This is a genomic window from Collimonas sp. NPDC087041 (genome assembly GCF_044745265.1).
GTDB lineage: Bacteria > Pseudomonadota > Gammaproteobacteria > Burkholderiales > Burkholderiaceae_D > Collimonas.
The window spans coordinates 565411-587265 of the sequence record NZ_JBIUZX010000002.1 but is presented as its reverse complement, the minus strand read 5'-3'; the positions used below and the strand labels follow the sequence as shown (position 1 = coordinate 587265).

Genomic DNA, 21855 nt, shown 5'->3' with positions numbered 1-21855 from the left:
AACTGGATACGGCCGCATCAGTTCAATGACGGACTCGCGCCGGCAGTGGCCGAAGAAAAACTTAAGGCAGTGTCCGGGATTACTTGACCACTACAGTTGACATTGAAAAATAAGGAGCAGTACCTTTGTGTCGCTTTAAACAAATCGATGGAAAAGGCAATGCCATTGATCTACTTACTATCCCTGTCAACAAAACCACATCGTCTATATTTTCAGTCGGGGTTGTAAGTCTAAGCATGAACAAGCATTCCAATTAGAGTAGCTCCCGCAATCCTATACAACCCGGGACTAAGGGAAGCGCTGATCAATCCCCTTTTTTTGCGAGACGAAGGGGGCAGATACCGTCTTGAATAGCAAGCCCGTTGTCTCCTATGACCCCGTTATCTGGCGTAAAAATGGGCACTCAATAGCGCGCTGCTAAATTCTCGTTGAGTGAAAGTCGCTCGGCGAAAAAACGCAACAATATAATTAAAGCGCGAATGAAAGGAGTATCAGTAGGATAGAGGTGATTAAAGAGACGGCGATGGGTTTTAGTAGTGTTGGCAACTGTTGTTTATTTCTTAGCCGCATCGCTCCGAGAAGGATGCAGGATATAACTATCTGAACAACCAGTACCTCCAAAAGTACAAAAATCGAGAAGCCCCAATTTGGTTTCGTATCTTCAGCCAATACAACGAGTATGTATACGGGGAAGAGGAAAAATAAGTATTTCGCCATCGCCATTACCTTAGTCCCTGGTTGTATAGGAATGTCGCAAGCCGCGCTCGACGCTCCCTACCTTCGTCACTATCTGGACGGAAATAGAAGTGACCAATTCCTCTACGTGTACCTGACGCCGCGTCTTGGTTCATTAACGTCTTAGCACTAGCGATTAACTCCATCTGGGACATGCCGGCAAAAAGTGGGTCGTCGGCATCCGTCAGATTGATTCTGATAACGCTCTTAATATTTTTATTCATTATGAGCGCATTTAGGAATCCCGAATCTATCGGACTGCCAATCAACACAAGATGATCAACTACGTGCCCTTGATTCGCATAGAAGTTTGCAGTTTGAGCAGCAAGTAATGACCCGTAGGAGTAACCGATAAGATTGAACTGCCCGCTCGGATTGTCTAAGCCACTTGTAATAGTCCACTCATCTGTATCTTGGTAGCGTAACGTAGTTGCCGTCCAGAGCGCATCGGTCTTATCGTATCCAGTTGTGTTTACTCCGCGATACACGTGTTGAATGCCCGCTTTCAATAACGCTTGAATCTGGTCATCGATATACGGTCCATTCAATCCTGCACCACCCCAATACAAAGTGCCTCTTGGCTTCTTGATATAAATTTTTACTGGTTTGGTGTCGCTGCGTAAAGTCATTGCTACCGTCACGACCACTACAGGCACTAATGGCAATGGCATTTAAATTCCCTCTCCAAATATTTCAATCCTCACTTCTTCGGCAGTATTAGCCACGACTTTTTTTGTAAAGCCTGCGCCATCGGTATAGCCTTCAATCACGCCACCTGAATAATGGATTTTGTAGAATCGATTTTTCAGCGCTTCGTTAGTTTTCTCATCGCATAGATGAAAATACTGGTCAAACGCATCCGTAGTGCTAGAAGAATTTCTTTCCACGGGACCAGTGCCGACACTTCGTGCAATTGACGAACTGCCGCCGTCTTCGACAGAACAGCGCGGGTCACCACCTGCGGTAACTTTGTTTCTTCCGCACGGGCATAGCACCAGATCCCCATGAAGAACGGTGGGCCTTCCATTGTCGGTGCAGTGGGTGCCTGTCCCATTTATTTTGAAGAGGCCTTTGCAGTGGCCGCAGGTTGCTTCCTCTCCATGCAAGGCGATTTTCCTGCCACCATCATGCATGGTGCCGGAAAAAGCCAATACAAAGCCGCCCGTGGTAGTCGGGTCACCGTGTCGAACCATTCCTCTACGCATACGCTTCCCTCAGACTTTTTCGACTTGGGGCGGGACATATGCCGGATCGAACAATCCGGGAATCGGCTTACCATCGCGGAGCGTGATGCCGCGACCGTCCTGCAAAGTTTCGATGATTTTGTCGCCATTGCTCAAGTGGGAGCCGACTAGCGCAAGTGGCCTGTTATCGTAGACAGCTGCAAAGCCTGCGCCGTCAATGATGGTCGCCTCGCTGCCGTCATTGTAGGTCACGGTATCGCCGACGCAGGCCAACCCCAATCCGGCAATTTTCATTCGGGTTGTGACCTCAGTAACACGCCCGCCGCGTTCAGTGAGTGAGCCTATCGTTGCGAACAAGTACGTCGCCTTGACGCCTGAATCTTGGCTTACGTCCTGCTGTAATTCGACGTTCGACATTGCAACTACTCCTTATAAATAGGCAGACGCCGCAACTATAGGCTTGACAATTGGACAATGGCAAGTAAAATTATTAACTATTTGACATGACAATTTTTAACAATTAAAAAGACTTCGTCGTTGGCGCATTTACTCAGTGATAATCGCCATCCCGCTCACTACCGGCAAACGGTAGCGAGTCTGTCAGATTAGCCAATGGTGCTCCAGGAAACACCACGGTTTCAATGTTGTTATCCTTCGGGAGCTGGCGAATCTAAGTGAGGTAGGCGGGAGATGGTGGGGCTTTGTACAGGTTATGGGGAGCAATGAGATATTGCATGTCTCAGCGTGAATAACCTACCCCCGTTACACATAAATTCCCAAATCCACTCAGTCCTTGAATTCAGCCGGACGCTTGCCAACATTGGCCATCATCGCTTCCTGCAGATCATTAGACATCAACATTGCGGCGTTCCAGGTGGCGATGTATTTCAGGCCGTCGGCCACGGAGTGGTCGCGTGCGTAGGTAATCATTTCCTTGACGCCGCGGATGGAGAGAGGTGATTTCGCTGCGATGCTGGCGGCAATCTCCAATACCCCTTCGCGTAGTGCTTCGCGGGATTCGAATACACGGTTAACCAAATGAATTTCGCGGGCCTCAGCAGCATCTACCTTGCGCGCGGTGTAAGCCAACTCACGCGCCATGCCTTCACCGATGAGCTTTGGCAGCCGTTGTAGCGTGCCGACATCAGCGGTCATGCCGATGTCGATTTCCTTAATGCTGAAATAAGCATCGCTTGAGCAATAACGCATGTCGGCACAGGTGATCAAATCGATGCCGCCGCCGATACAGGCGCCATGCACGGCGGCTAATACCGGCTTGCGGCAGCGCTCCAGGCTGCTTAGTGCGTCTTGCAAATTGAGGATGATGCTACGCAAGGCTTCGCGCTTGCGGCCTTCGCACGGATTCTGGATTTGTACTCCCAGCCCCATCATCATTTGCAGGTCTATGCCCGCGGTGAATATCTTTCCTTCCGCTTCGAGAACCGCCACCCTTGCCTCCGAAGTGGCGTCTACCCACTCGAAAGCCGTTCGAATCTCCTGCCACATCTGCATGTTCATCGCATTGGCCTTGTCAGGGCGATTCAAGCTAACAATGGCGATGTTCTGTGCCAGGCTGACGGATAAAGTTTCATAAGTCATTTGAAAGCTTTCAGTGCGATTGGTTAAGGTAATGCGTCCAGGCCGGGCGAGAAGACATGGCCGCAAGCAGTCTTTCAACGACAGTCGAATCTAGGGAAAATCCAATGCTTCATCGATGGCTAAATTTCAGCGATGCCATGCCTAAGCGTGACATCGCCACCTCACAAAATTCATGCAAATATTGCGTGCTGAACTTTGATGAGAACAACCAGATCCTTACAACCCAGCCGCCAACTCCGCACCTTCCCGTATCGCCCGCTTGGCATCCAGCTCACTGGCAAACGACGCGCCACCAATCAGGTGATAACGCGTCCCGGTTTGTTGCGGCTTGGTCTTGACGGGTTCACCTGGCTTGCCTGGCAGGATCGCTTCTGTGGGAATCAGTTCATGCAGGGATTCCTGGCCGGCGCAGATGATGACGTTGTCTACCGCCAGCACGCGTTGTACGCCGCCAATACTGATGTGCAGGCCCTGGTCGTCGATGCGTTGGTAGTCGACGCCGGCCAGCATCTGCACACTGTTGCGTTGCATGACGCTGCGATGCACCCATCCTGAGGTTTTCCCCAGGCCTGCGCCGACTTTGCTTTGCTTGCGTTGCAGCAGATGGATTTCGCGCACCTGCACCACCGCTTCCGGCTGCCGCAGGCCGCCTGCTTGCGCGGCCAGCGGATCGACGCCCCATTCGTTCATCCAGTTGGCAATCGGCAGTGGCAGCGGTACGTGCGGGTCGTGCAGCAGGAATTCGCAGACGTCGAAACCGATACCGCCAGCGCCGATCACGGCGACGCGTTTACCAACCGGCGCATTTCGTTGCAGCACGTCGAGGTAGGACAGCACCATCGGATGGTCGATGCCGGGGATGCGTGGATTGCGTGGCGAGACGCCGGTGGCGACGATGATGTCGTCGAAGCCTTGCGCCTGCAGTTGCTCGCGGGTGACGCGCTGATTCAGTTTCAGATCGACGCCGGTACGTTTGAGGCGGTGCTGGAAGTAGCGGATGGTTTCGTTGAATTCTTCCTTGCCCGGAATCCGCTTGGCGATATTGAACTGCCCGCCGATCTGGGCTGCAGCTTCGAACAAGGTGACCTGGTGGCCGCGTTCGGCGGCGACACTGGCGGCCGACAGGCCGGCTGGTCCGGCGCCGATCACCGCTACCCGCCGCGCTTTTGCGACCGGCCGGTAAACCAGTTCGGTTTCGTGGCAGGCTTGCGGGTTGACCAGGCAGCTGGCGCGCTTGTTCTGGAAGGTGTGATCGAGGCAAGCCTGGTTGCAGGCGATGCAAGTGTTGATTTCCTCGGCGCGGTTCTGCTGCGCTTTCAGCACGAAGTCGGGATCGGCGAGCAACGGCCGGGCCATCGACACCATGTCGGCGTCGCCTTCGGCCAGGAGCTGCTCGGCCACTTCCGGCGTGTTGATGCGGTTGGAGGCGATCACGGGAATGCTGACTGCCTGCTTGAGGCGGGCGGTGGCTTCGCGGAAGGCGCCACGCGGTACCGAGGTGACGATGGTCGGGATGCGCGCTTCGTGCCAGCCGATGCCGGTATTGAGCAGCGTCACGCCGGCGCGCTCCAGCGCCTGCGCTACTGCCACCACTTCCTCTCCGGTGTTGCCGTTTTCAACCAGGTCGAGCAGCGACAGCCGGTACATGATGATGAAATTTTTACCGACAGCCGCGCGCATGCGCTGCACGATGTCGACGGCCAGCCGCATGCGGTTTTCGATGCTGCCACCCCAGCGGTCCTGGCGGCGGTTGGTGCGCGGCGACAGGAACTGGTTGAGCAGATAGCCCTCGCTACCCATGATCTCGACGCCGTCGTAGCCGGCGCGTTGCGCCAGCGTCGCGCTGCGCACGTAGGCATTGATGGTGGACTGGATGCCGCGTTCGGTCAGCGCGCGCGGCTTGAACATCGAGATCGGCGATTTGATGGCAGATGCCGAGACTACCAGCGGTTGATAGCCATAGCGCCCGGAATGCAGGATCTGCATCACGATCTTGCCGCCTTCCTCGTGCACGGCCTTGGTCACGCGGCGGTGATTGAAGATATCGCCGACGGTGTTCATGGTGCCGCCGAACGGCAGCAGCCAGCCTTGCCGGTTGGGCGAGATACCGCCGGTGACGATCAGGCCGACGCCGCCTTTGGCGCGTGCCCGGAAATATTCAGCGAGTTTGGCATAGTGGAAGAAGCGGTCTTCCAGGCCGGTGTGCATCGAACCCATGACGACGCGGTTCTTCAGCGTTGTGAAACCGAGGTCGAGCGGGGCCAGCAGGTGTGGGTAGACGGGATGGGACATGAGGATTCTTATAGGTTTTTTAACAGGTCGCGACATTTTAAAATGTCGGCTACTGGCCTGGAATTTACCTGAAAAGCGCCGGCGGATCGCTGAAATAGCGCGATTTTGCCGGCGATTAGAGTCAAAAACCTATTTAGAGTCTGTCTTCGGCCGTCATGGTTTTCCCAGCAATTGATGCAGATCGATAGCATCGGCCATGGCCTTGTAGCCGCGATCGCCAGGGTGCAAGTGGTCGCCGGAATCGAAGGCTGGCAGGAAGCGGCGAGGTTGTTGCGGATCCCTGAGTACGGCATCGAAGTCGATCACCGCGTCGAATTCGCCGCTGCTGCGTATCCATTGATTGAGCGCCTGCCGCGTCTGTTCCTTGGCTTCGGAGTAGTAATTTTTGATATCGCTATCCTGCAGTGCGCCTTCGAACGGTGTCAACGTCGCGCCGATGATGCGTACATGGCGCAAGTGGGCGCGCGCAATCAATTGTCGATAAGCTGCGATCAGCCGATCCACGCTCATCGCCGGATCTTGCAGAGTGAAGCTGCTGCCGGGCCAGGCAATATCGTTGATACCCATCAGCAGGATCACGCTATCGAGATTCGGCTGGCTCAGCACATCCCGATCAAAGCGCGCCATGGCATTGACGCCCATCTTGTCGTCCAACACTCTAGCCCCCGAAATGCCGGCGTTGATCACCGCGACCTGATGCCCGGCCAGCCGTTGCGCCAGCAGATCCGGCCAGCGCTGATTGCTGTTGGAGGTGGAACCGGCGCCGTCGGTAATCGAATCGCCAAAGGCCGCCACTACCGGCGCTGCTGACGGCGTATCGACCAGGATCGCGCTGAGGAACAAACGTGCTTCCACGGTGTTGTCGGTCTCGATCAGAGGTGCTGCCGCCAGGTCGCCCTGGCCAATGTAGGCGGCCTGCTTGCCATCCCAGTGGAAAGTGGAGAGAGCTGTTGCCTGTGGCAGGTAGATGCTGACCGCGACCTGGGCAAGCGGCGCTAGTTCGAGGTTGACCGGATCGCTGATTGCCGATGCGCCCGGTGCAATCGTCACCGTACTGCTACTTCCGAAAGTAAACGCACGGTCCGAGTCGGGCGCGATGCGCGAACCACCGTCCGCCCGTGCAATGTGTGCCGCGCCAATTACCAGCGGTGTGGCGCCGTATTCATTGGACAACACTGCCCGAGCGCGTTTGCCGCCGATGCTGAGCCTGGCGATCTGACGCACGGTCTGGTTCGATAAGCTAGCCGGAATATTGGTCGGCAGCGCAAAGCCCGGCTCCCACACCGGCTGCGGCGAGGCCGTCCAACTAGGACTCCAGTGCTGTTCGGCGTAGTTAGCCTCAGCTGCCTGGGCGGCGCCGACGGATGTGTTCAGTAGCGACAGCAAGGCTATCGTCGCGGCGATTTTGAGATGATGTTTAAGTAAGTGCATGAGTCACTCCATGAGTTGATCGCGGATGCGATGTGATCAAGATATGCTCTTCACAATGTGCATGGTAGAGGTGATAATTGGATATGGTTTATTCCAAAATGGAATGATATGGATCAGATCAAGGCAATTCGCGGTTTCGTGCGTGCGGTGGAGCTCGGCAGCCTGTCTGCGGTAGCGCGCGAGCATCACACAACGCAACCGACCGTCAGCAAGATGATTGCGGCATTGGAAAAGGAACTCGGGGTGCGGCTGCTGGAACGCAGCACCACCAGCCTGACGCCGACCGATCAGGGCAAGCGTTTCTATGAACGCTCCAAGCGTGTGCTGGAGGAATTCGGCGAAGCCGTCAGCGATGCGCGTGGCCTGACCGAGAAGCCGGCCGGCCAGTTGCGCGTCAATGCGCCGCTCGGTCTCGGACAGTTGCGTTTGAACGCGCTGGTGCTGGAGTTTCTTGCGCTTTATCCGGACATCGAAGTGGAACTGATCCTGAACGATCGCTTTGTCGATCTGGTCGAGGATGGCGTCGATGTGGCCTTGCGCTTGGCTGGTTCGTTGCCGCCGAATGTGATTGCGCGCAAGATCGCCGCCTCGCAGCGCTATCTGGTGGCAGCGCCGGCCTATCTGGAACGCTACCCGGAGATACGCACCCCGGCCGACCTGGCCAGCCATCGCTACATCGGCTTTGCGCGCCCGGCCAATGGCGAAGTGACCGAGCTGAGCGGCCCCGGCGGTACGCTGGAGATCGTCACGCGCAGCCGCTACCAGGTGAACAGTTCACTGGCGATACGCGAGAGTTTCCTGATGGGGGCAGGCCTAGGGATATGTCCGTCGTGGCTGGTGCACGATCTGGTTGCTAGCGGACAGTTGCGGCGGATTCTTCCCGAGTGGAGCGCTGCCGGGCAGGAAGCATCGCTGTTGTATCCGTCACGTCGCTATCAATCCTTGCGCGCCACGTTATTCATGCAATTCCTGGCGGAGAAAATCCCGCAACTGCCGGGTTTTTCTCCGCCAGCGTTTTTACGCTGAGTGGCAGCTTGCTTGCTGCGCACTCCTACGCAGGCTTCTTGGCCTTCGCCGCAACCGCCTTCTTGGCCTGGTTGAAGACCGGACCCCACAGTGGATGGCCCTTTTCTCCCGGCGCCAGATCGAATGCCGGATCCAGTTTCAGCGCCTTTTCAAACTGCAGCCGGCACAGCTTTTTTCTGGAAGTTACGCAATAACTGAAAGCCATGTACTTCAACGCTTCGGTCTGGAACGCCGTATCGGCCGTCCAAATCTCCTGGGCATTGGCGAGGCGCTTGATCGCGCCGTTGTAATTGCCGCTGTTGTACAGCGAAATGCCGTCGGTCAGTGCGGCCGGCGGCGGTGGCGGTTCCGGTGTGACCGGGGCTGGCGGCGCGGCAACGCTCGGAGTCACATCGGCCGGCGCCGTCTTTTGTGCGGAATCCATGGTGTCGCAGCCGGCCAGCAGCAGGGCGGCGGCGATCATGGCGATATTGCCGATATGGCGGAAGGTGGTCGTCATTGTTCGGCCTCGTTGTTCACTTGCTATTTGTCGGGAGAAAAATCGAAGTCGATATTACTCGATTTTTTCTTCGTCACGTTGATGTCGATGGTGTGGTCCGGGAAGCTCGGGTTCACCAGCTTGATCTGGTGCTTACCCTCGGGCAGCACCAGTTTCTTCAATGGCGGGCTGACGCCTTTCATGCTGCCGTCGACCAGCACATTGCCCCATGGCTTGATGGTCAACGTGACGATGCCGGTCGGATCGGGCGCCTTGGCTTCGGCTGCTTTGGCGTCCGCCGTTCCTGCGGCATTGTCGACGCTGCCTTTGGCTTGTATATCAGACAAACGATCGCGCGCCTGTTCGACATGCTTGCCGTTCGGGTACTTCTGGATAAAGCTGTTTATCTCCTGCGGCGTCGCATCCTGTTGTTTCAGCGTTTCCCAGGCTACGGTTTCATCATCCAGCACTTGCTCGGCGGAGCTCGCAGCGATTGCTGCGGAGGCATCATGCTTTGTTTCCGTTGCTGCTGGGGCGGTCGCTACTTCCGGCGTCCGCGGATGCACCACGAAGGCAATGGAGGTTGGCTCCGGTGCCGGCTTGAGCAGAAAGTAAGCGCCAGCTACCAATGCAAACACGACGGCTGCGCCTGCTCCCAGCAGTTGGGAGCGCGACAATTTTTTTGTCATGATTGCCTGCGGCGTCGTTGCATGCGATGCCTTGCTGTCTGGCGAGCGGCTTTTTTCCTTGTCCTTGGCGCCATCGTTTCTTTTGCTTGAGCTGCGGGAGGAGATGGGAATGGCGACATCGCCGTCCGGCATTGGCATCGGTACCGATAATTCCAGGTCCAGCAATTGCCGGAATTCTTCGATCGATTGCGGCCGTTCTTCCGGCCGCACCGCCAGGCCTTTGTCGATGGCCGCCAGAAATTCCTTGCTGAAGCCGGGATAGTCGCCGTTCTGCAGCAGTTCAATCGGGTCCTTGATCATGCGCGCCACCGAGGTCGGCGGGGCGCTCTTGACGATGGCGAAATAAATGACGGCGGACAGCGAATAAATATCGGTCCACGGCCCCTGCTTCATCATGGCATCGTCTGCATATTGTTCGATCGGCGCGTAACCGGGTTTCAGGATCACTGTCAGCGAATGAGTCATGTCGCCGATGATCTGGCGCGCCGCGCCGAAATCGAGCAGCACCGCTTCGCCGCTCTTCTGGATCATGATGTTGTCGGGCGAGATATCGCGATGCAGGATCTGCACCCGGTACATCGCGGCCAACGCTTCCAGCATCGGCTTGAGCATGCTCTTCAGCCACGCTTCGGTGATCTGCGCCGGCGAGTTCTGCACCACGCTTTTCAGGGTGCGGCCTTCGTAGTAACGCATCGCCATGTAGGCGGTATTGTTCTGTTCCCAGAAGCGGTATACCTTGATCAGCGCCGGATGGTCGAACTGCGCCAGCAGGCGCGCTTCCTTGATGAAACTCTTGAGGCCGATGGTGAAGGTTTCGCGGTGGCGCTGCGAGCGCACCACCACCTTCTTGTCCGGACCGCGGCCGGCAAAGGCGCCCGGCATGTATTCCTTGATCGCCACCATGCGGCGCAGTGAACGGTCGAAGGCGAAATAGACGATGCCAAAGCCGCCTTCGCCAATGACGCCGATGATTTCAAAATCGGCCAGGCGTGTGCCTTTTGGCAAGCAGTTTTCGACAGCCGTTGCTGGTGCTTCTGTAGATTCAATCGGCTTGACGTTTTGCATATTCAGTTTTGGGTTCGACTTGGTTAAATATTGGTGCGAATGATATTGGGCTGCGTCCTGTCGGCGCTTGCCTGTTGCGGGTCGGTGATAAGGACGGTAAATGCCGTGCAGTTATCGTGCTTGGTTGTCGCCGTTCCGCCGTTCCTTTCGACCACCGCGTGCATCAGGTCCAGCCACTCCTGTGCCGAACCGGCCTGGCTTGCCGCCTGCTCCATTTCAGTTTCGGTGATCCATTCCCAGAAGCCGTCGGTGCACAGCAGGAAGGCGTCGCCGTCCTGCAATTGCGTAGCGTTCTGCGTGACCTCGGCCGGCGCACTGCCTTCGGCGCCGACCGCGGCGCACAGGATGCTGCGCCGTGGATGACGCCGCAACTGCTCTGCCGAACAATGGCCGGCATCGACGAATTGCTGGATCAGGCTGTGATCCTTGGTCGCCATGTGCAGTTTACCGTGGCGGAACTGATACAGGCGGGTGTCGCCCATGTGTCCCCACAGCGCCTGGCGATTTTTCTGGTCGATCAGCAGCACCGCGACGGTGGAGCTCATGTCCTTCAGGCGCGGTATTTGCGACTGGCGCCAGGTCAGCTGGTCGACCGCGTGGTCGATATAGGATTGCAACGCGCGCGGGCCGACTGATGCTTCGTGCAGGAATTTTGCCAACACCGAATCAACCACCACGTTCGAGGCGATCTCGCCGCCGTGTTGTCCGCCAACGCCGTCGCACACCACGATGCACGCCAGGTCTTCCTGCTGCGCGCAGCCCCACGCATCCTGGTTGACCTGACGGCCGCCGGCATGGCTCAGTTGCGCCAGGCCCAGGACCACCGGCTGCGCGGTGTCGCTGAGCAGGGACGGACTGGACTTCATTGCTTCGATACCTGCGCGCGATGCTCCCGCCTGAAACGGCGCTGGTTACAGGCCTCAAGCATGCTGGGTTTCTTTCTTCAGTTTCTCGACCTTGCGTTCATAGGCCTGCAAAAAGGATTTGCCGAACAGTGCCTGGAATTCGTCGGCTGACGATTCGGCGATGATCTTCTGGAAGCGTGCGACATAGGCATCCCACAATTTGGCCTTGCGCGTGGCCGGGATCAGCGATTCCAGCAAGCCGCCCTTTTTCTGGCGCTTCTCCATGACTTCTGGATTGAAGCGCTGCATCATCTCGTTCATCGTCGCCCGCATGCCGGATACCACGCCAAACTGGTGGGCATGCAAATCCTGGTAGGCGTCCTGCATGGCTTCGGTGGCGCCCATGAAGCCCGGCATTTTCTTGCGCAGCATCTGGATCAGCACGGTCTGGCTGTCGGCGAAGAATTTCAGCGGATTGTTGTTCCTGACCACGACCTTGGTCACATCGGCATGCGCTTCGCGCTTGACCAGCGCGCGCGATGCATTCAGGTCGATCGTGCCCTGTACCGCGGTGGCCAGCAACTTGCCGACGGTTTCCATCATCTCTGGCGTCAGGCCAGGCGACAAGGCGCCGGCCGGCAAGCCTGCGCCTTTCATGAACGCCAGGATCAGCGCGTGATTGTCGGCATGCACGACCGGCTCGGCCGCGACAGCGTTGTTTTCTTCGGAGGCGGCTGCGCCCGATACAGGCCGGCTGGCGCCATTCGCGCCCGGCACGGGGGAGACAGCGGCAGTCGGCAGGCTGGTTGGCAGCGCCGCGCTGGCGGTGGCGGCCAGCTCCAGGTTCAGTTGCGCCAGCGCCGCCATGCGGGTTTCGGAGACGCTCAGCAGAGGTTTCGGGCTATTCGCCCGGCGGCTTGGGTTGGTCGATGCATGGTCTGTCTGGCTGATCATGTCCGGGCTATCTTTCATCAAGTTGAGCTGCGCTTCGGCGCGCAGCAAATAAAGTCCAATCTGGATTTCATCGCCTATCTGCAAGTCGTATTCGGATTCGGGATCGATCTCGTGGCCATTCAGCAGGATCGGATTGGCGCGGCTGAGGTTGGTAATCGTGTGGCGCAAGCCGTCGCTTTTGACTTCAGCCTGGATGCGAGATACGAGATTGCGGGAATCGAGCAGGATGAAATAGTTTTCTTCGCTGCGGCCAAGGGTTTTCGGCTCACGGCCAAAAACGGCCGCCAAAGGCAATTCGGGGGCTACGTTGTTGTAAGAAACAACATTAATTTTGATCATCGGATAAGCTTCCTGGAGCTGGTGTTGCGTGCGCAGCGCAAATCTGCGCCAAATAGGGGGCAGTTGAACTGGGAAATCATTGCATGCTTGGCAGCAAGTTTCATGCCCAAGAAGTACGACCTGAAATTGACCTGGGATTGGGCTGAGATGTACAGAAAATCTGGCATTTGCAGGGCTGGCAACCTGCAAAACTGCCCGCGCTTGTCATTCGTGGTGACGTTTTCTGTCAGCTAGGCGAGGGAAGGGAATTGTGGATAAAGTTGAAATGATAAATTTGAAACAGCCGGATAGCGTGGAATGCTATCCGGCCCGGGTGTCAGGGAGCCTCGCAAAGCCGTAGCGAACGCTGCGACGCCAAGAGTGCCGCCCGCAGCAGGTTCGTCGAGATTCCCTTTAGTGATCCCGCAACATGGCTTTGATGCCCCGTACCGCCTGGCGGATACGGGCTTCGTTTTCGATCAGCGCAAAGCGCACGTATTCGTCGCCATATTCGCCGAAGCCGATGCCGGGCGAGACGCAGACCTTGGCTTTTTCCAGCAGTTGCTTGGAAAATTCCAGCGATCCGAGCTGACGGTAAGCTTCCGGAATGCGCGCCCAGATGTACATCGACGCTTTCGGGATATCGACCATCCAGCCGGCCTCATGCAAGCCCTTGGCCAGCACGTCGCGCCGGCTCTGGTACTTGGCGCAGATGTCCTTGACGCATTGCTGGTCGCCTTCCAGCGCTGCAATCGCCGCCACCTGCACCGGCGTGAAACTGCCGTAATCGTGATAGCTCTTGATGCGCGCCAGGGCGGCGACCAGTTCCTTGTTGCCGACCATGAAACCGATGCGCCAGCCGGCCATGTTGTAACTCTTCGAGAGCGTGAAGAATTCCACCGCGACATCGCGCGCGCCCGGCACCTGCATGATCGACGGCGCTTGCCAGCCGTCGAACACGATATCGGCATAGGCCAGGTCGTGCACCACCAGGATGTTGTGTTCCTTGGCCAGCTTGACCACGCGCTCGAAAAATTCCAGCTCGACGCATTGCGCGGTCGGGTTGGAGGGAAAACCCAGCACCATCATCTTCGGCTTCGGATAGCTTTCCCGTATCGCTCGTTCCAGTTCGTCAAAGAAATCCACACCGGGGCTCATCCGCACTGAACGGATATCGGCGCCGGCGATGACCGCGCCGTAGATGTGGATCGGATAACTCGGATTCGGCACCAGCACCGTATCGCCGCGATCCAGCGTCGCCAGCATCAGGTGCGCCAGGCCTTCCTTGGAGCCGATGGTGACGATCGCTTCGGTATCCGGATTGAATTCGACGTCGTAGCGCTTCTTGTACCAATGCGCAATCGCCCGCCGCAAGCGGGGAATGCCCTTGGAGGCGGAATAGCCGTGGGTATCGGGGCGTTGCGATACTTCGATCAGTTTTTCGACGATGTGCGGCGGCGTGGCGCCGTCCGGATTGCCCATCGACATATCGACAATATCTTCGCCACGGCGGCGCGCCGCCATCTTCAGTTCGGCGGTGATATTGAAAACGTAGGGGGGCAGGCGATCGATGCGCGAAAATCTGCGCGGAGTTGGGGATTCAGACATGTTTTTCTCTCACGTAAGCGCCCGGAACCGTCCGAGCGACGTTGGAACTGATGCGCCATCGATGCGACTCGCATGGCGTTGTTCCGCAAACGATTCTAGAGAACATCCGGCGCTTATGCAATCCACTTATTTGCAAATGGTAAGATGGCTGTCCGCAAGCCGTAAGCTGAAAAGCGGCGCGCTTCATTTCCCCAATACGCTGTCAAGGCCCGCCATCATGTCATTTTCCTCCCTGGGTCTGTCACCCGCCATCCTGCATGCCGTCGCTGAACGCGGCTACGTGACGCCAACCCCGGTCCAGATTGCCGCCATCCCAGCCATCCTGCGCGGCGGCGATGTGCTGGCGGCAGCGCAAACCGGCTCCGGCAAGACGGCTGCGTTTGCGTTGCCGTTGCTGCAGATATTGCTGGACGCCCGCAGCGAAAAGCCACGGCGGCTGCGCGTGCTGATCCTGGTGCCGACGCGCGAGCTGGCGCAGCAGACTGCGGAAGCCATACGCCTGTTGGCGCAGGCGGCGCAGCAACCATTGAAAGTCGTTGCGTCGTTCGGCGGCGTCTCGATCAATCCGCAGATGATGGATCTGCGCGGCGGCGCCGACATCGCGGTGGCGACGCCGGGCCGCCTGCTTGACCTGGTCGAGCATAATGCGCTCAGCCTCGGCGGCGTGTCGGCGCTGGTGCTGGACGAAGCGGATCGCTTGCTCGACATGGGATTCGCCGACGAGATCGGCCGCATCCTGGTGCAGTTGCCGCAGCAGCGCCAGAACCTGTTTTTCTCGGCGACCTTTCCCGCTGACGTGCATGCTCTGGCGGCGAGGATGCTGCAGCAGCCGACGCGCATTGCCATTCCGGCGCTGGAACAGAACCAGCCTGCCATCGAACAGCACGTGATTCTGGTCGATGCCGGCCGGCGCACGCAATTGCTGCGCCATCTGCTGAAAGAAAACAACTGGGGCCGGATGCTGGTTTTCGTTGCCACCAAATACGCAGCGGAACATATCGCGGAAAAACTTCACCGCGCCGGCATCAAGGCCGGCGCTTTCCACGGCGAATTCAGCCAAGGCGCGCGCAACGAGATATTGGCGGATTTCAAGGCCAGCAAGCTGCAGGTGCTGGTCGCTACCGATGTCGCCGCACGCGGCATCGATATCGCGCAGTTGCCGGTGGTCCTGAATTATGACTTGCCCCGTTCGGCGGTCGATTACACGCATCGCATCGGCCGTACCGGCCGCGCCGGCAAGAGCGGCATCGCGATCAGCTTCGTCAGCGCCGACAGCGAAGCGCATTTCCGGTTGATAGAAAAAAGACATCACCTGAAATGCGTGCGTGAGCAGATCGCCGGCTTTGAGCCGGTTGAGGTTGCTGCGCCGGGATCAACCGGTGATGCTGATGCACAACCATCCAACGGTGGCGTCAAGGGTAAGCGCAAGAGCAAGAAGGACAAGCTGCGCGAGGCGGCGGCGCACGAAGAATCCAAATAATCCGGGCAATCCATGCTTGCCCGCTGTTGTTTTATAAATTATCAATACGATAATTTATTTGCTTCCCTGCGAACTCGATTGAGTTTCACATAGCGATAAATTACACTCTCGCCTGCGTGACAAAATCACGGCTATATCGTTGCCGGCACCAACCCGCCGTCAACACCAGAAAACTGTCCTTAACCCTAGACTTGAATACCGGAAAACCATAGCCCGCCCTACCCGGACGCGCGAATGCTATCCGTACGGAGCCAAAAGCATGAGTACTTTCATTTTCAATGAATTGAATTTCGACAACCACGAACAAGTGGTCTTCGTTTCCGAAGAAAAATCCGGCCTCAGAGGCATCATCGCTGTCCACAACACCAACCTCGGCCCGGCCATGGGCGGTTGCCGCATGTGGGACTACGCCAGCGAAGCCGTCGCCGTCAACGATGTGCTGCGCCTGTCGCGCGGCATGACCTACAAGAATGCAGTTGCCGGCCTGCCTATCGGCGGCGGCAAGAGCGTCATCATCGGCAATCCAAAGACTGCCAAGACACCAGCATTGTTCGAAGCCATGGGCGAAGCCCTGGAACGCCTGGGCGGCCGCTACATCACGGCAGAAGACGTCGGCACCAGCCCGTCTGACATGGCGCATATCGCCACTAAAACCAAATATGTCGCTGGCCTCGGCGCCAGCGGCGATCCATCGCCATTCACTGCGCTGGGCTGCTTCGTCGGCGCGCAAGCGGCAGTCAAGCATTACCTGGGACGCGACTCGCTGGAAGGATTGACGGTTGCTGTACAAGGGCTGGGCAATGTCGGCTACGACTACGCGCGCCGCCTGCGCGCTGCCGGCGCCAAGCTGATCGTTACCGATATCGACCAGGCTGCACTGGAACGCGCACGCAGCGAACTCGGCGCCGAAGTGGTCGCCCCTGACGCCATCTATGACGTGCAAGCCGACATCTACGCGCCGTGCGCACTGGGCGCAACACTCAACCCGGCCACCCTGGGCCGCCTGAAAGCCAAGATCGTCGCCGGTGCAGCGAACAACCAGCTGGCCACCGCCGACATCGGCGAACTGCTGCGCCGCAAGGAAATCCTGTACGCGCCGGACTTCGTGATCAACGCCGGCGGCATCATCAAGGTCTGCTACGAGTACTACGAAAAGCCGGAAGCAGATGTCGAAGCGCACGTGCGTGAAATCGGCGTCACGCTGTCGGAAATCTTCAAGCGTGCCGACTCGGAAGGCTTGCCGACCAGCGTCGTGGCCGACAAGCTGGCTGAAGCCCGCTTCAAGAAATAAGGAAGCCAAGACAGGGGGGAACGCGTTGCTTTCCCCCTGTTTCCATCCACGCATTCATGCTGCTGCTCGCGATCGGTCAAGCAGCGAATTCGACCGCAAGACTCAAGGTGCAAAGAAGTCCATGTGTCTGTAAACTGTCGTCAGAAGCCTAAGCTATCCGACAGGAGCACCAACATGAATCTATTCCTACACCGCGTCGCGTCGCCCATCGGCGTCATCCTGCTGGTCACCGACAGCCAGGACCGCGTGCGGGCGCTCGACTTCGAGGACTATGAGCCGCGCATGCGCAGCTTGCTGACTACCCACTACGGCCATTACACATTGAGCGATGCCACTTCGCCGTCCAGCGCCGAGCCGGCGTTGCAGCGTTATTTCGCCGGTGAACTGGATGCATTGCAGGATATTGATGTCGCCACCAACGGCAGCGAATTTCAGCAACGCGTGTGGGCGGCATTGCGTCAGATACCACCGGCGCGGATGACTACCTACGGCAAACTGGCAACGCAACTAGGTCAATACAACGGTGCGCGCGCAGTCGGCAGCGCCAACGGCTCAAATCCGATTGCCATCATCGTGCCTTGTCATCGAGTGGTCGGCGCTAACGGCAAACTGACAGGGTTTGCCGGCGGCCTGGAGCGCAAGGCCTGGCTGCTTGGCCATGAACGCGCCGAAGCCGGCGACCAGCAGACCTTGCGCCTGCCGGGTTTCTAAACATCTTCCTCAGTGCGGCTTGTCCAGCACCACTATCGTAATTTCCTTGCTCGAAATGTAGTAAGGCACATGGTTGTGATCGGCGAACAATAGCCGCAGCGTGTGCTTGCCGGGCGGCAGGTCGAGCAGGGTTTCAGTTTCGCCATTACCGAAATGCTTGTAGTGCTGATGCTGGTATTCGTTCGGCTTGTCGAACGGGATCGGCGCCTTGATGTCGGCCGGGATCGGCATGTCGATCAGGATGTGGTGATGGCCGGTGTCCTTGATATCGCCCGCGGCCACCGGCGAGACGCCCATGCCGGTCACCGCGAATGCAACCCGGAACGGTGAGCGCACCTGATCGCCATCCTTGATATTGACGAAGTAGGCCAGTTTCTCGCCGACCGGGAATGGCCGCGTGCGCTCGGAGGCGCTGACGCTGCTGATGATGGAATCGGTATCGACATGGGTAGCGGCTTCCTTGTCCTTGGTGGCCGCCAACGCATGGCCGCACACCAGTGCGGCGCCGATCAGCAGCGATAGCGCCAGCAATGCAGGCAAGCGTTTGGCGGCGACGGCGCCGCGTTTGTTGTTCGAAGAACGGTTTGATGCCTTGAAATTCGCGGTCATTGAATTATCCGTAGAGCGGGTTGGGTGGTGGAAGGGTTAACAGGAGTTGTCGGTAGCGCTGTCCGGCGCCTTGCTCGGCAGCAGCCAGCGCGGCAGGTTGAGCGCGGTCTTGCGCAGGCATTCGCGGTAGCCGATGTCGCCGCTGATCAAGCCGGCAAAATCCTGGTTGATCTTCTGGTTCAGCACCAGGTGCGAGAAGGCGAATTTTGGGAACCGGTAGATCAGTTGCGCCATCCGGGCGGCGGCGCGCAGTTCGGGCAACAGCTCGCGTCGCAGTAGCCGGCTGTAGCGATCGGAATCGGCGCGCAGGCCATCCTCGGCAATCGCCTTGGCGGCAAGCGTCGCGCTCTTCAGCGCAAAATAAATACCCTCGCCGAACAAGGCTTCCGCCAGGCCGGCGGCATCGCCCAGCAGCCAGACCCGGCCGCGCTGGAACAATTGGCGGCGGTTGGCGAGCGGGATGATGTAACCCTGATATTCGATCCGCTGCGCTTGCTGCAAACTGGCATATGCCGCGGTAAAGCGATCCAGGTGCCGGCGCAGCGCGGTGCCGCCGAACGGTGAGTACACACCGACATTGAAATGATCGCGCTTGGGAAAAATCCAGCCGTAGCCGCGCGGCATGCCGTCGAAATCGAACAATGCGCGCCGGCCGAAGCGTTCCAGAATCCCTGGCGCCGGCCATACCATCGCTTCCAGCGCCGGCACATAAGACACCAGGTCCTTGCCGAACAGTTTGTTGCGCACCGCGCTGGCGGCGCCGTCGGCAGCCAGCAGCAGGCGGCAGCGCAATACGCCGTGGCTGGTGCTGACGCTGACCGCGTCGGCACTCTCGCTGGCGTCGATAAACGCGGTGTCGGCAAGGAAGCGCGCGTCGGCGGCGCAGGCGCGATCCAGCAGCATTTTGTCGAATTCGCTGCGCACCACGGTGCAAGCGGCAATCGGCTGCATTTCCTTGATGACGGCGTCGTGGTTGCGATAGTTGAGGATGGCGGCGTCAATCGGCCGGTGCAGCGCCGGCCCGAGATCGAAGCCGAGCAAGTCCATCGATTTGCGCGACAAGCCGCCGCCGCATACCTTGGCGCGCGGGAAGGTTTCCTTGTCGATGATGGTCACCTGCAAGCCTTGCTGCGCCAGCAACCAGGCCAGGTGCGAGCCGGCCGGGCCAGCGCCGACGATCAGCACGTCGGTGATGTCGGAACTGTCAAAAGGCATGGCAATTTGCCAATAGATGTGAGCGCCGACGCAGCGCCGGTACAGCGAAACGATATGCTTCTGAACTTGTCGACGACTTCATCAATAGAGCCTCGTAACTGTCTGGATCAACAACGGCCACGCTTATTTAACTTACCCGGCTGAATCATCAGCATAGCTGAAAAACGGCAATCTCAGGTGGGCGCAACCGGGCTTGGAAAGTACAGTCCGAAGCGAATGATGCCGTCGTTGGAGCACACGACATCGGCGCTGCCGCCATGCACCAGCATGATGGCGCGTACGATGGCCAGGCCGAGGCCGTTCGATTCGGTGTATTCGCTGCGCGATTTGTCGCCGCGATAGAAGCGGTCGAACAGGCGCTCCAGTTGCTCGGGCGGGATCGGCTCACCATGGTTTTCGACTTCGACGCGGATGCCCTGCCCTTGCCGGCGGCTGCTCAGGCGCACGGTGCTGCCGGGGATGGCATAGCGTACGGCATTGACCACCAGGTTGTTGACCGCACGCCGCCACATGATGGGGCTGGCATGCAGCTGGCCGTCGGCATCGACCATCAGGCGGATGCCGCGCTCTTCGGCCACGCCTTCGAAGTAGTCGGCGATCTTGTGCAATTCATCAGCCAGCGCCAGCGGCGTTTTTTCGACGGTCAGTCCGGCGTGATCGGCATGCGCCAGGAACAGGATGTTCTCGATAATCCGGCTCAAGCGTTGCAACTCTTCCAGGTTCGACTCCAGCACATGCTGGTATTCGCTGGCGTTGCGCGCCTGGCCAAGGGTCACCTGGGTTTGACCCATCAATGCGCCGATCGGGGTGCGGATCTCATGTGCGAGGTCAGCGGAAAACTGCGACAGATGTTCGTAGCCGTCGGCCAGCCGGTCCAGCATGGCATTGAACGATGCCGCCAGGCTGCGCAGTTCCTGCGGCGCATCTTCCTCGTGCAGGCGTACTGCGATATTGGTCGGACTGACTTCGGCGGCGCGCTCGGCCATCGCCGTCAGCGGTTGGAAGCCGCGCTTGAGCACCAGGAAACCGAACAGCGCAGTCAGCAGCACGGAGATCGCAGCCGCCCCGATCACTTGCCAGTAGTACTCTTCCAGGATGTGCGATTCCTGCGTCATCACGTGGGCGCCGACGATCACCACCGTGGTGCCGTCGCTGCCGACTTCGGCCAATGCCGACAGCCAGCGCACGCGGACCCCTTTGATCGGCTTGCCAGGATGTAGCGCAGCCAGCGACAGCGGCTGGTCGAGGGCCAGCGGCGTCATCGGCGGTGGCACCATGTTGTCGGGATTGACGCGCACGAATGGCGCTTGCCCCGGGTAGGCGAACATCAGCACATCCTGCTCGTTGCCCAGCATGGTTTCGAACAGTGCCGGCCGGTCTTCCATCTGCTTGACGTTGTACAGATCGTGCAGCAAGCGGCGAAAATGTTCGACGCGGCCGATCAGCGAATAATCGGCGCGGGTTTCCAGCGCCTGCCGGGTCGACGAATACAGGTACATGCCGAGGCTGGTGACGATCGCGCAGGCAATCAGCGCAAACAGGAAAGTCACTCGCACGGTCAGTGAGCGGGTACGCCAGGTAATCATGGATCTTCCGAAAACATGTAGCCGATGCTGCGTACCGTGTGGATCAGTTTCTGCTGGAATGGATTGTCGATCTTGGCGCGCAGGCGCTTGATGGCGACATCGACCACGTTGGTGTCGCTATCGAAATTCATGTCCCACACTTCCGAAGCGATGACCGTGCGCGACAGTGCTTCATCCTTGCGCTTGACCAGCAGATGCAGCAGCAGGAACTCCTTGTTGGTGAGGACGATGTCGATGCCTTGGCGCGTGACGCGGCGCCGCAGCAGGTCGAGCTGCAGATCGGCGATCTGGAAAAAATCCAGTTCATGCGTTTCGCGCACCACGCCACGGCGCAGCAATGTGCGGATGCGCAGCAGCAGTTCAGTGAAGGAAAACGGCTTGACCAGGTAATCGTCGGCGCCCAGTTCGAGGCCGCGGATGCGGTCGTTGACGTGATCGCGCGCGGTCAGGAAGATTACCGGCAGATCGCGCTTGGCGCGCAACGCGCCCATGATCTTCCAGCCATCGGTGCCGGGCAGCATGACGTCCAGCACCACCAGGTCGTATTGGTTTTCCAGCGCCATGTGCAAACCATCGCTGCCATTGCGGATCAGGTCGACCGCATAGCCGGATTCGCGCAAGCCCTTCTTCAGGTAGTCGCCGGTCTTGGGATCGTCTTCGATAACGAGGATAGCCATGCTGGATTGAGTGCGGAGTCGCGCAACACGCCTGTCGGCGCTGTTCCGCGGCGCTCCTGCCG

Annotated in this window: 19 protein-coding genes; 4 read left to right on the top strand and 15 right to left on the bottom strand. The window is 58.5% G+C overall.

The window, feature by feature from the left end:
* Positions 1-722: 722 nt before the first annotated feature.
* The 6 genes from ACIPF8_RS05820 to ACIPF8_RS05795 all read right to left on the bottom strand — a co-directional run bounded on the left by ACIPF8_RS05820 (position 723) and on the right by ACIPF8_RS05795 (position 7241).
* Positions 723-1406 (bottom strand): alpha/beta fold hydrolase, encoded by a 684-nt coding sequence (locus ACIPF8_RS05820; protein WP_400418144.1) that lies wholly within the window; start codon positions 1404-1406, stop codon positions 723-725.
* Positions 1407-1940, bottom strand: a complete 534-nt coding sequence (locus ACIPF8_RS05815; RefSeq protein ID WP_400418141.1) for a PAAR domain-containing protein — start codon at positions 1938-1940, stop codon at positions 1407-1409.
* A gap of 9 nt (positions 1941-1949) precedes the next feature.
* Entirely contained in the window at positions 1950-2336 is a 387-nt protein-coding gene (locus ACIPF8_RS05810; RefSeq protein WP_400418139.1) for a PAAR domain-containing protein, read from the bottom strand.
* A 369-nt stretch (positions 2337-2705) separates the two neighbouring features.
* Positions 2706-3518 (bottom strand): crotonase/enoyl-CoA hydratase family protein, encoded by an 813-nt coding sequence (locus ACIPF8_RS05805; RefSeq protein ID WP_400418137.1) that lies wholly within the window; start codon positions 3516-3518, stop codon positions 2706-2708.
* A 216-nt stretch (positions 3519-3734) separates the two neighbouring features.
* Positions 3735-5810 (bottom strand): FAD-dependent oxidoreductase, encoded by a 2076-nt coding sequence (locus tag ACIPF8_RS05800; RefSeq protein WP_400418135.1) that lies wholly within the window; start codon positions 5808-5810, stop codon positions 3735-3737.
* Between the two features lie 153 nt (positions 5811-5963).
* Positions 5964-7241: an SGNH/GDSL hydrolase family protein gene (locus tag ACIPF8_RS05795; RefSeq protein WP_400418132.1), complete on the bottom strand. Its 1278-nt coding sequence runs from the start codon at positions 7239-7241 to the stop codon at positions 5964-5966.
* A gap of 108 nt (positions 7242-7349) precedes the next feature.
* Between ACIPF8_RS05795 and ACIPF8_RS05790 the strand changes: the two genes are divergently transcribed.
* Complete coding sequence (locus tag ACIPF8_RS05790) at positions 7350-8267, top strand: LysR family transcriptional regulator (RefSeq protein ID WP_400418129.1); 918 nt, start codon at positions 7350-7352, stop codon at positions 8265-8267.
* Positions 8268-8292: 25 nt separating this feature from the next.
* Here ACIPF8_RS05790 and ACIPF8_RS05785 read toward each other — a convergent pair whose 3' ends face one another.
* From ACIPF8_RS05785 to alaC, 5 genes are all read right to left on the bottom strand, one after another.
* On the bottom strand, positions 8293-8766 hold the full coding sequence (locus tag ACIPF8_RS05785; protein WP_400418126.1) for a TssQ family T6SS-associated lipoprotein: 474 nt from the start codon (positions 8764-8766) through the stop codon (positions 8293-8295).
* Between the two features lie 23 nt (positions 8767-8789).
* Entirely contained in the window at positions 8790-10439 is a 1650-nt protein-coding gene (locus tag ACIPF8_RS05780) for a protein kinase (RefSeq protein ID WP_400418123.1), read from the bottom strand.
* Positions 10440-10522: 83 nt separating this feature from the next.
* Positions 10523-11365, bottom strand: a complete 843-nt coding sequence (locus ACIPF8_RS05775) for a PP2C family protein-serine/threonine phosphatase (protein WP_400418121.1) — start codon at positions 11363-11365, stop codon at positions 10523-10525.
* Positions 11366-11419: 54 nt separating this feature from the next.
* Positions 11420-12637 carry a type VI secretion system-associated FHA domain protein TagH gene (tagH, locus tag ACIPF8_RS05770; RefSeq protein WP_400418118.1) on the bottom strand — a complete coding sequence of 406 codons (1218 nt, stop codon included), beginning with the start codon at positions 12635-12637 and terminating at the stop codon, positions 11420-11422.
* A gap of 393 nt (positions 12638-13030) precedes the next feature.
* Entirely contained in the window at positions 13031-14224 is a 1194-nt protein-coding gene (gene alaC, locus ACIPF8_RS05765) for an alanine transaminase (RefSeq protein ID WP_400418115.1), read from the bottom strand.
* Between the two features lie 217 nt (positions 14225-14441).
* Between alaC and ACIPF8_RS05760 the strand changes: the two genes are divergently transcribed.
* From ACIPF8_RS05760 to ACIPF8_RS05750, 3 genes are all read left to right on the top strand, one after another.
* Positions 14442-15704 (top strand): DEAD/DEAH box helicase, encoded by a 1263-nt coding sequence (locus tag ACIPF8_RS05760; protein WP_400418113.1) that lies wholly within the window; start codon positions 14442-14444, stop codon positions 15702-15704.
* 259 nt (positions 15705-15963) lie between these two features.
* On the top strand, positions 15964-16995 hold the full coding sequence (locus ACIPF8_RS05755) for a Glu/Leu/Phe/Val dehydrogenase (RefSeq protein ID WP_400418111.1): 1032 nt from the start codon (positions 15964-15966) through the stop codon (positions 16993-16995).
* A 174-nt stretch (positions 16996-17169) separates the two neighbouring features.
* Complete coding sequence (locus ACIPF8_RS05750) at positions 17170-17706, top strand: methylated-DNA--[protein]-cysteine S-methyltransferase (RefSeq protein WP_400418109.1); 537 nt, start codon at positions 17170-17172, stop codon at positions 17704-17706.
* 9 nt (positions 17707-17715) lie between these two features.
* Here the strand turns inward: ACIPF8_RS05750 and ACIPF8_RS05745 are convergent, their stop codons facing one another.
* From ACIPF8_RS05745 to ACIPF8_RS05730, 4 genes are all read right to left on the bottom strand, one after another.
* Positions 17716-18315 (bottom strand): DUF4399 domain-containing protein, encoded by a 600-nt coding sequence (locus ACIPF8_RS05745; RefSeq protein ID WP_400418107.1) that lies wholly within the window; start codon positions 18313-18315, stop codon positions 17716-17718.
* 36 nt (positions 18316-18351) lie between these two features.
* Positions 18352-19530, bottom strand: coding sequence for an NAD(P)/FAD-dependent oxidoreductase (locus ACIPF8_RS05740; RefSeq protein WP_400418105.1), 1179 nt, complete (start codon positions 19528-19530; stop codon positions 18352-18354).
* A gap of 173 nt (positions 19531-19703) precedes the next feature.
* Positions 19704-21116: a heavy metal sensor histidine kinase gene (locus ACIPF8_RS05735; RefSeq protein ID WP_400418102.1), complete on the bottom strand. Its 1413-nt coding sequence runs from the start codon at positions 21114-21116 to the stop codon at positions 19704-19706.
* A complete protein-coding gene (locus ACIPF8_RS05730; protein WP_400418100.1) occupies positions 21113-21793 on the bottom strand; it encodes a heavy metal response regulator transcription factor in 681 nt (226 codons plus the stop codon). Before ACIPF8_RS05730 ends, ACIPF8_RS05735 begins: the two co-directional genes overlap by 4 nt.
* Positions 21794-21855: the final 62 nt, after the last annotated feature.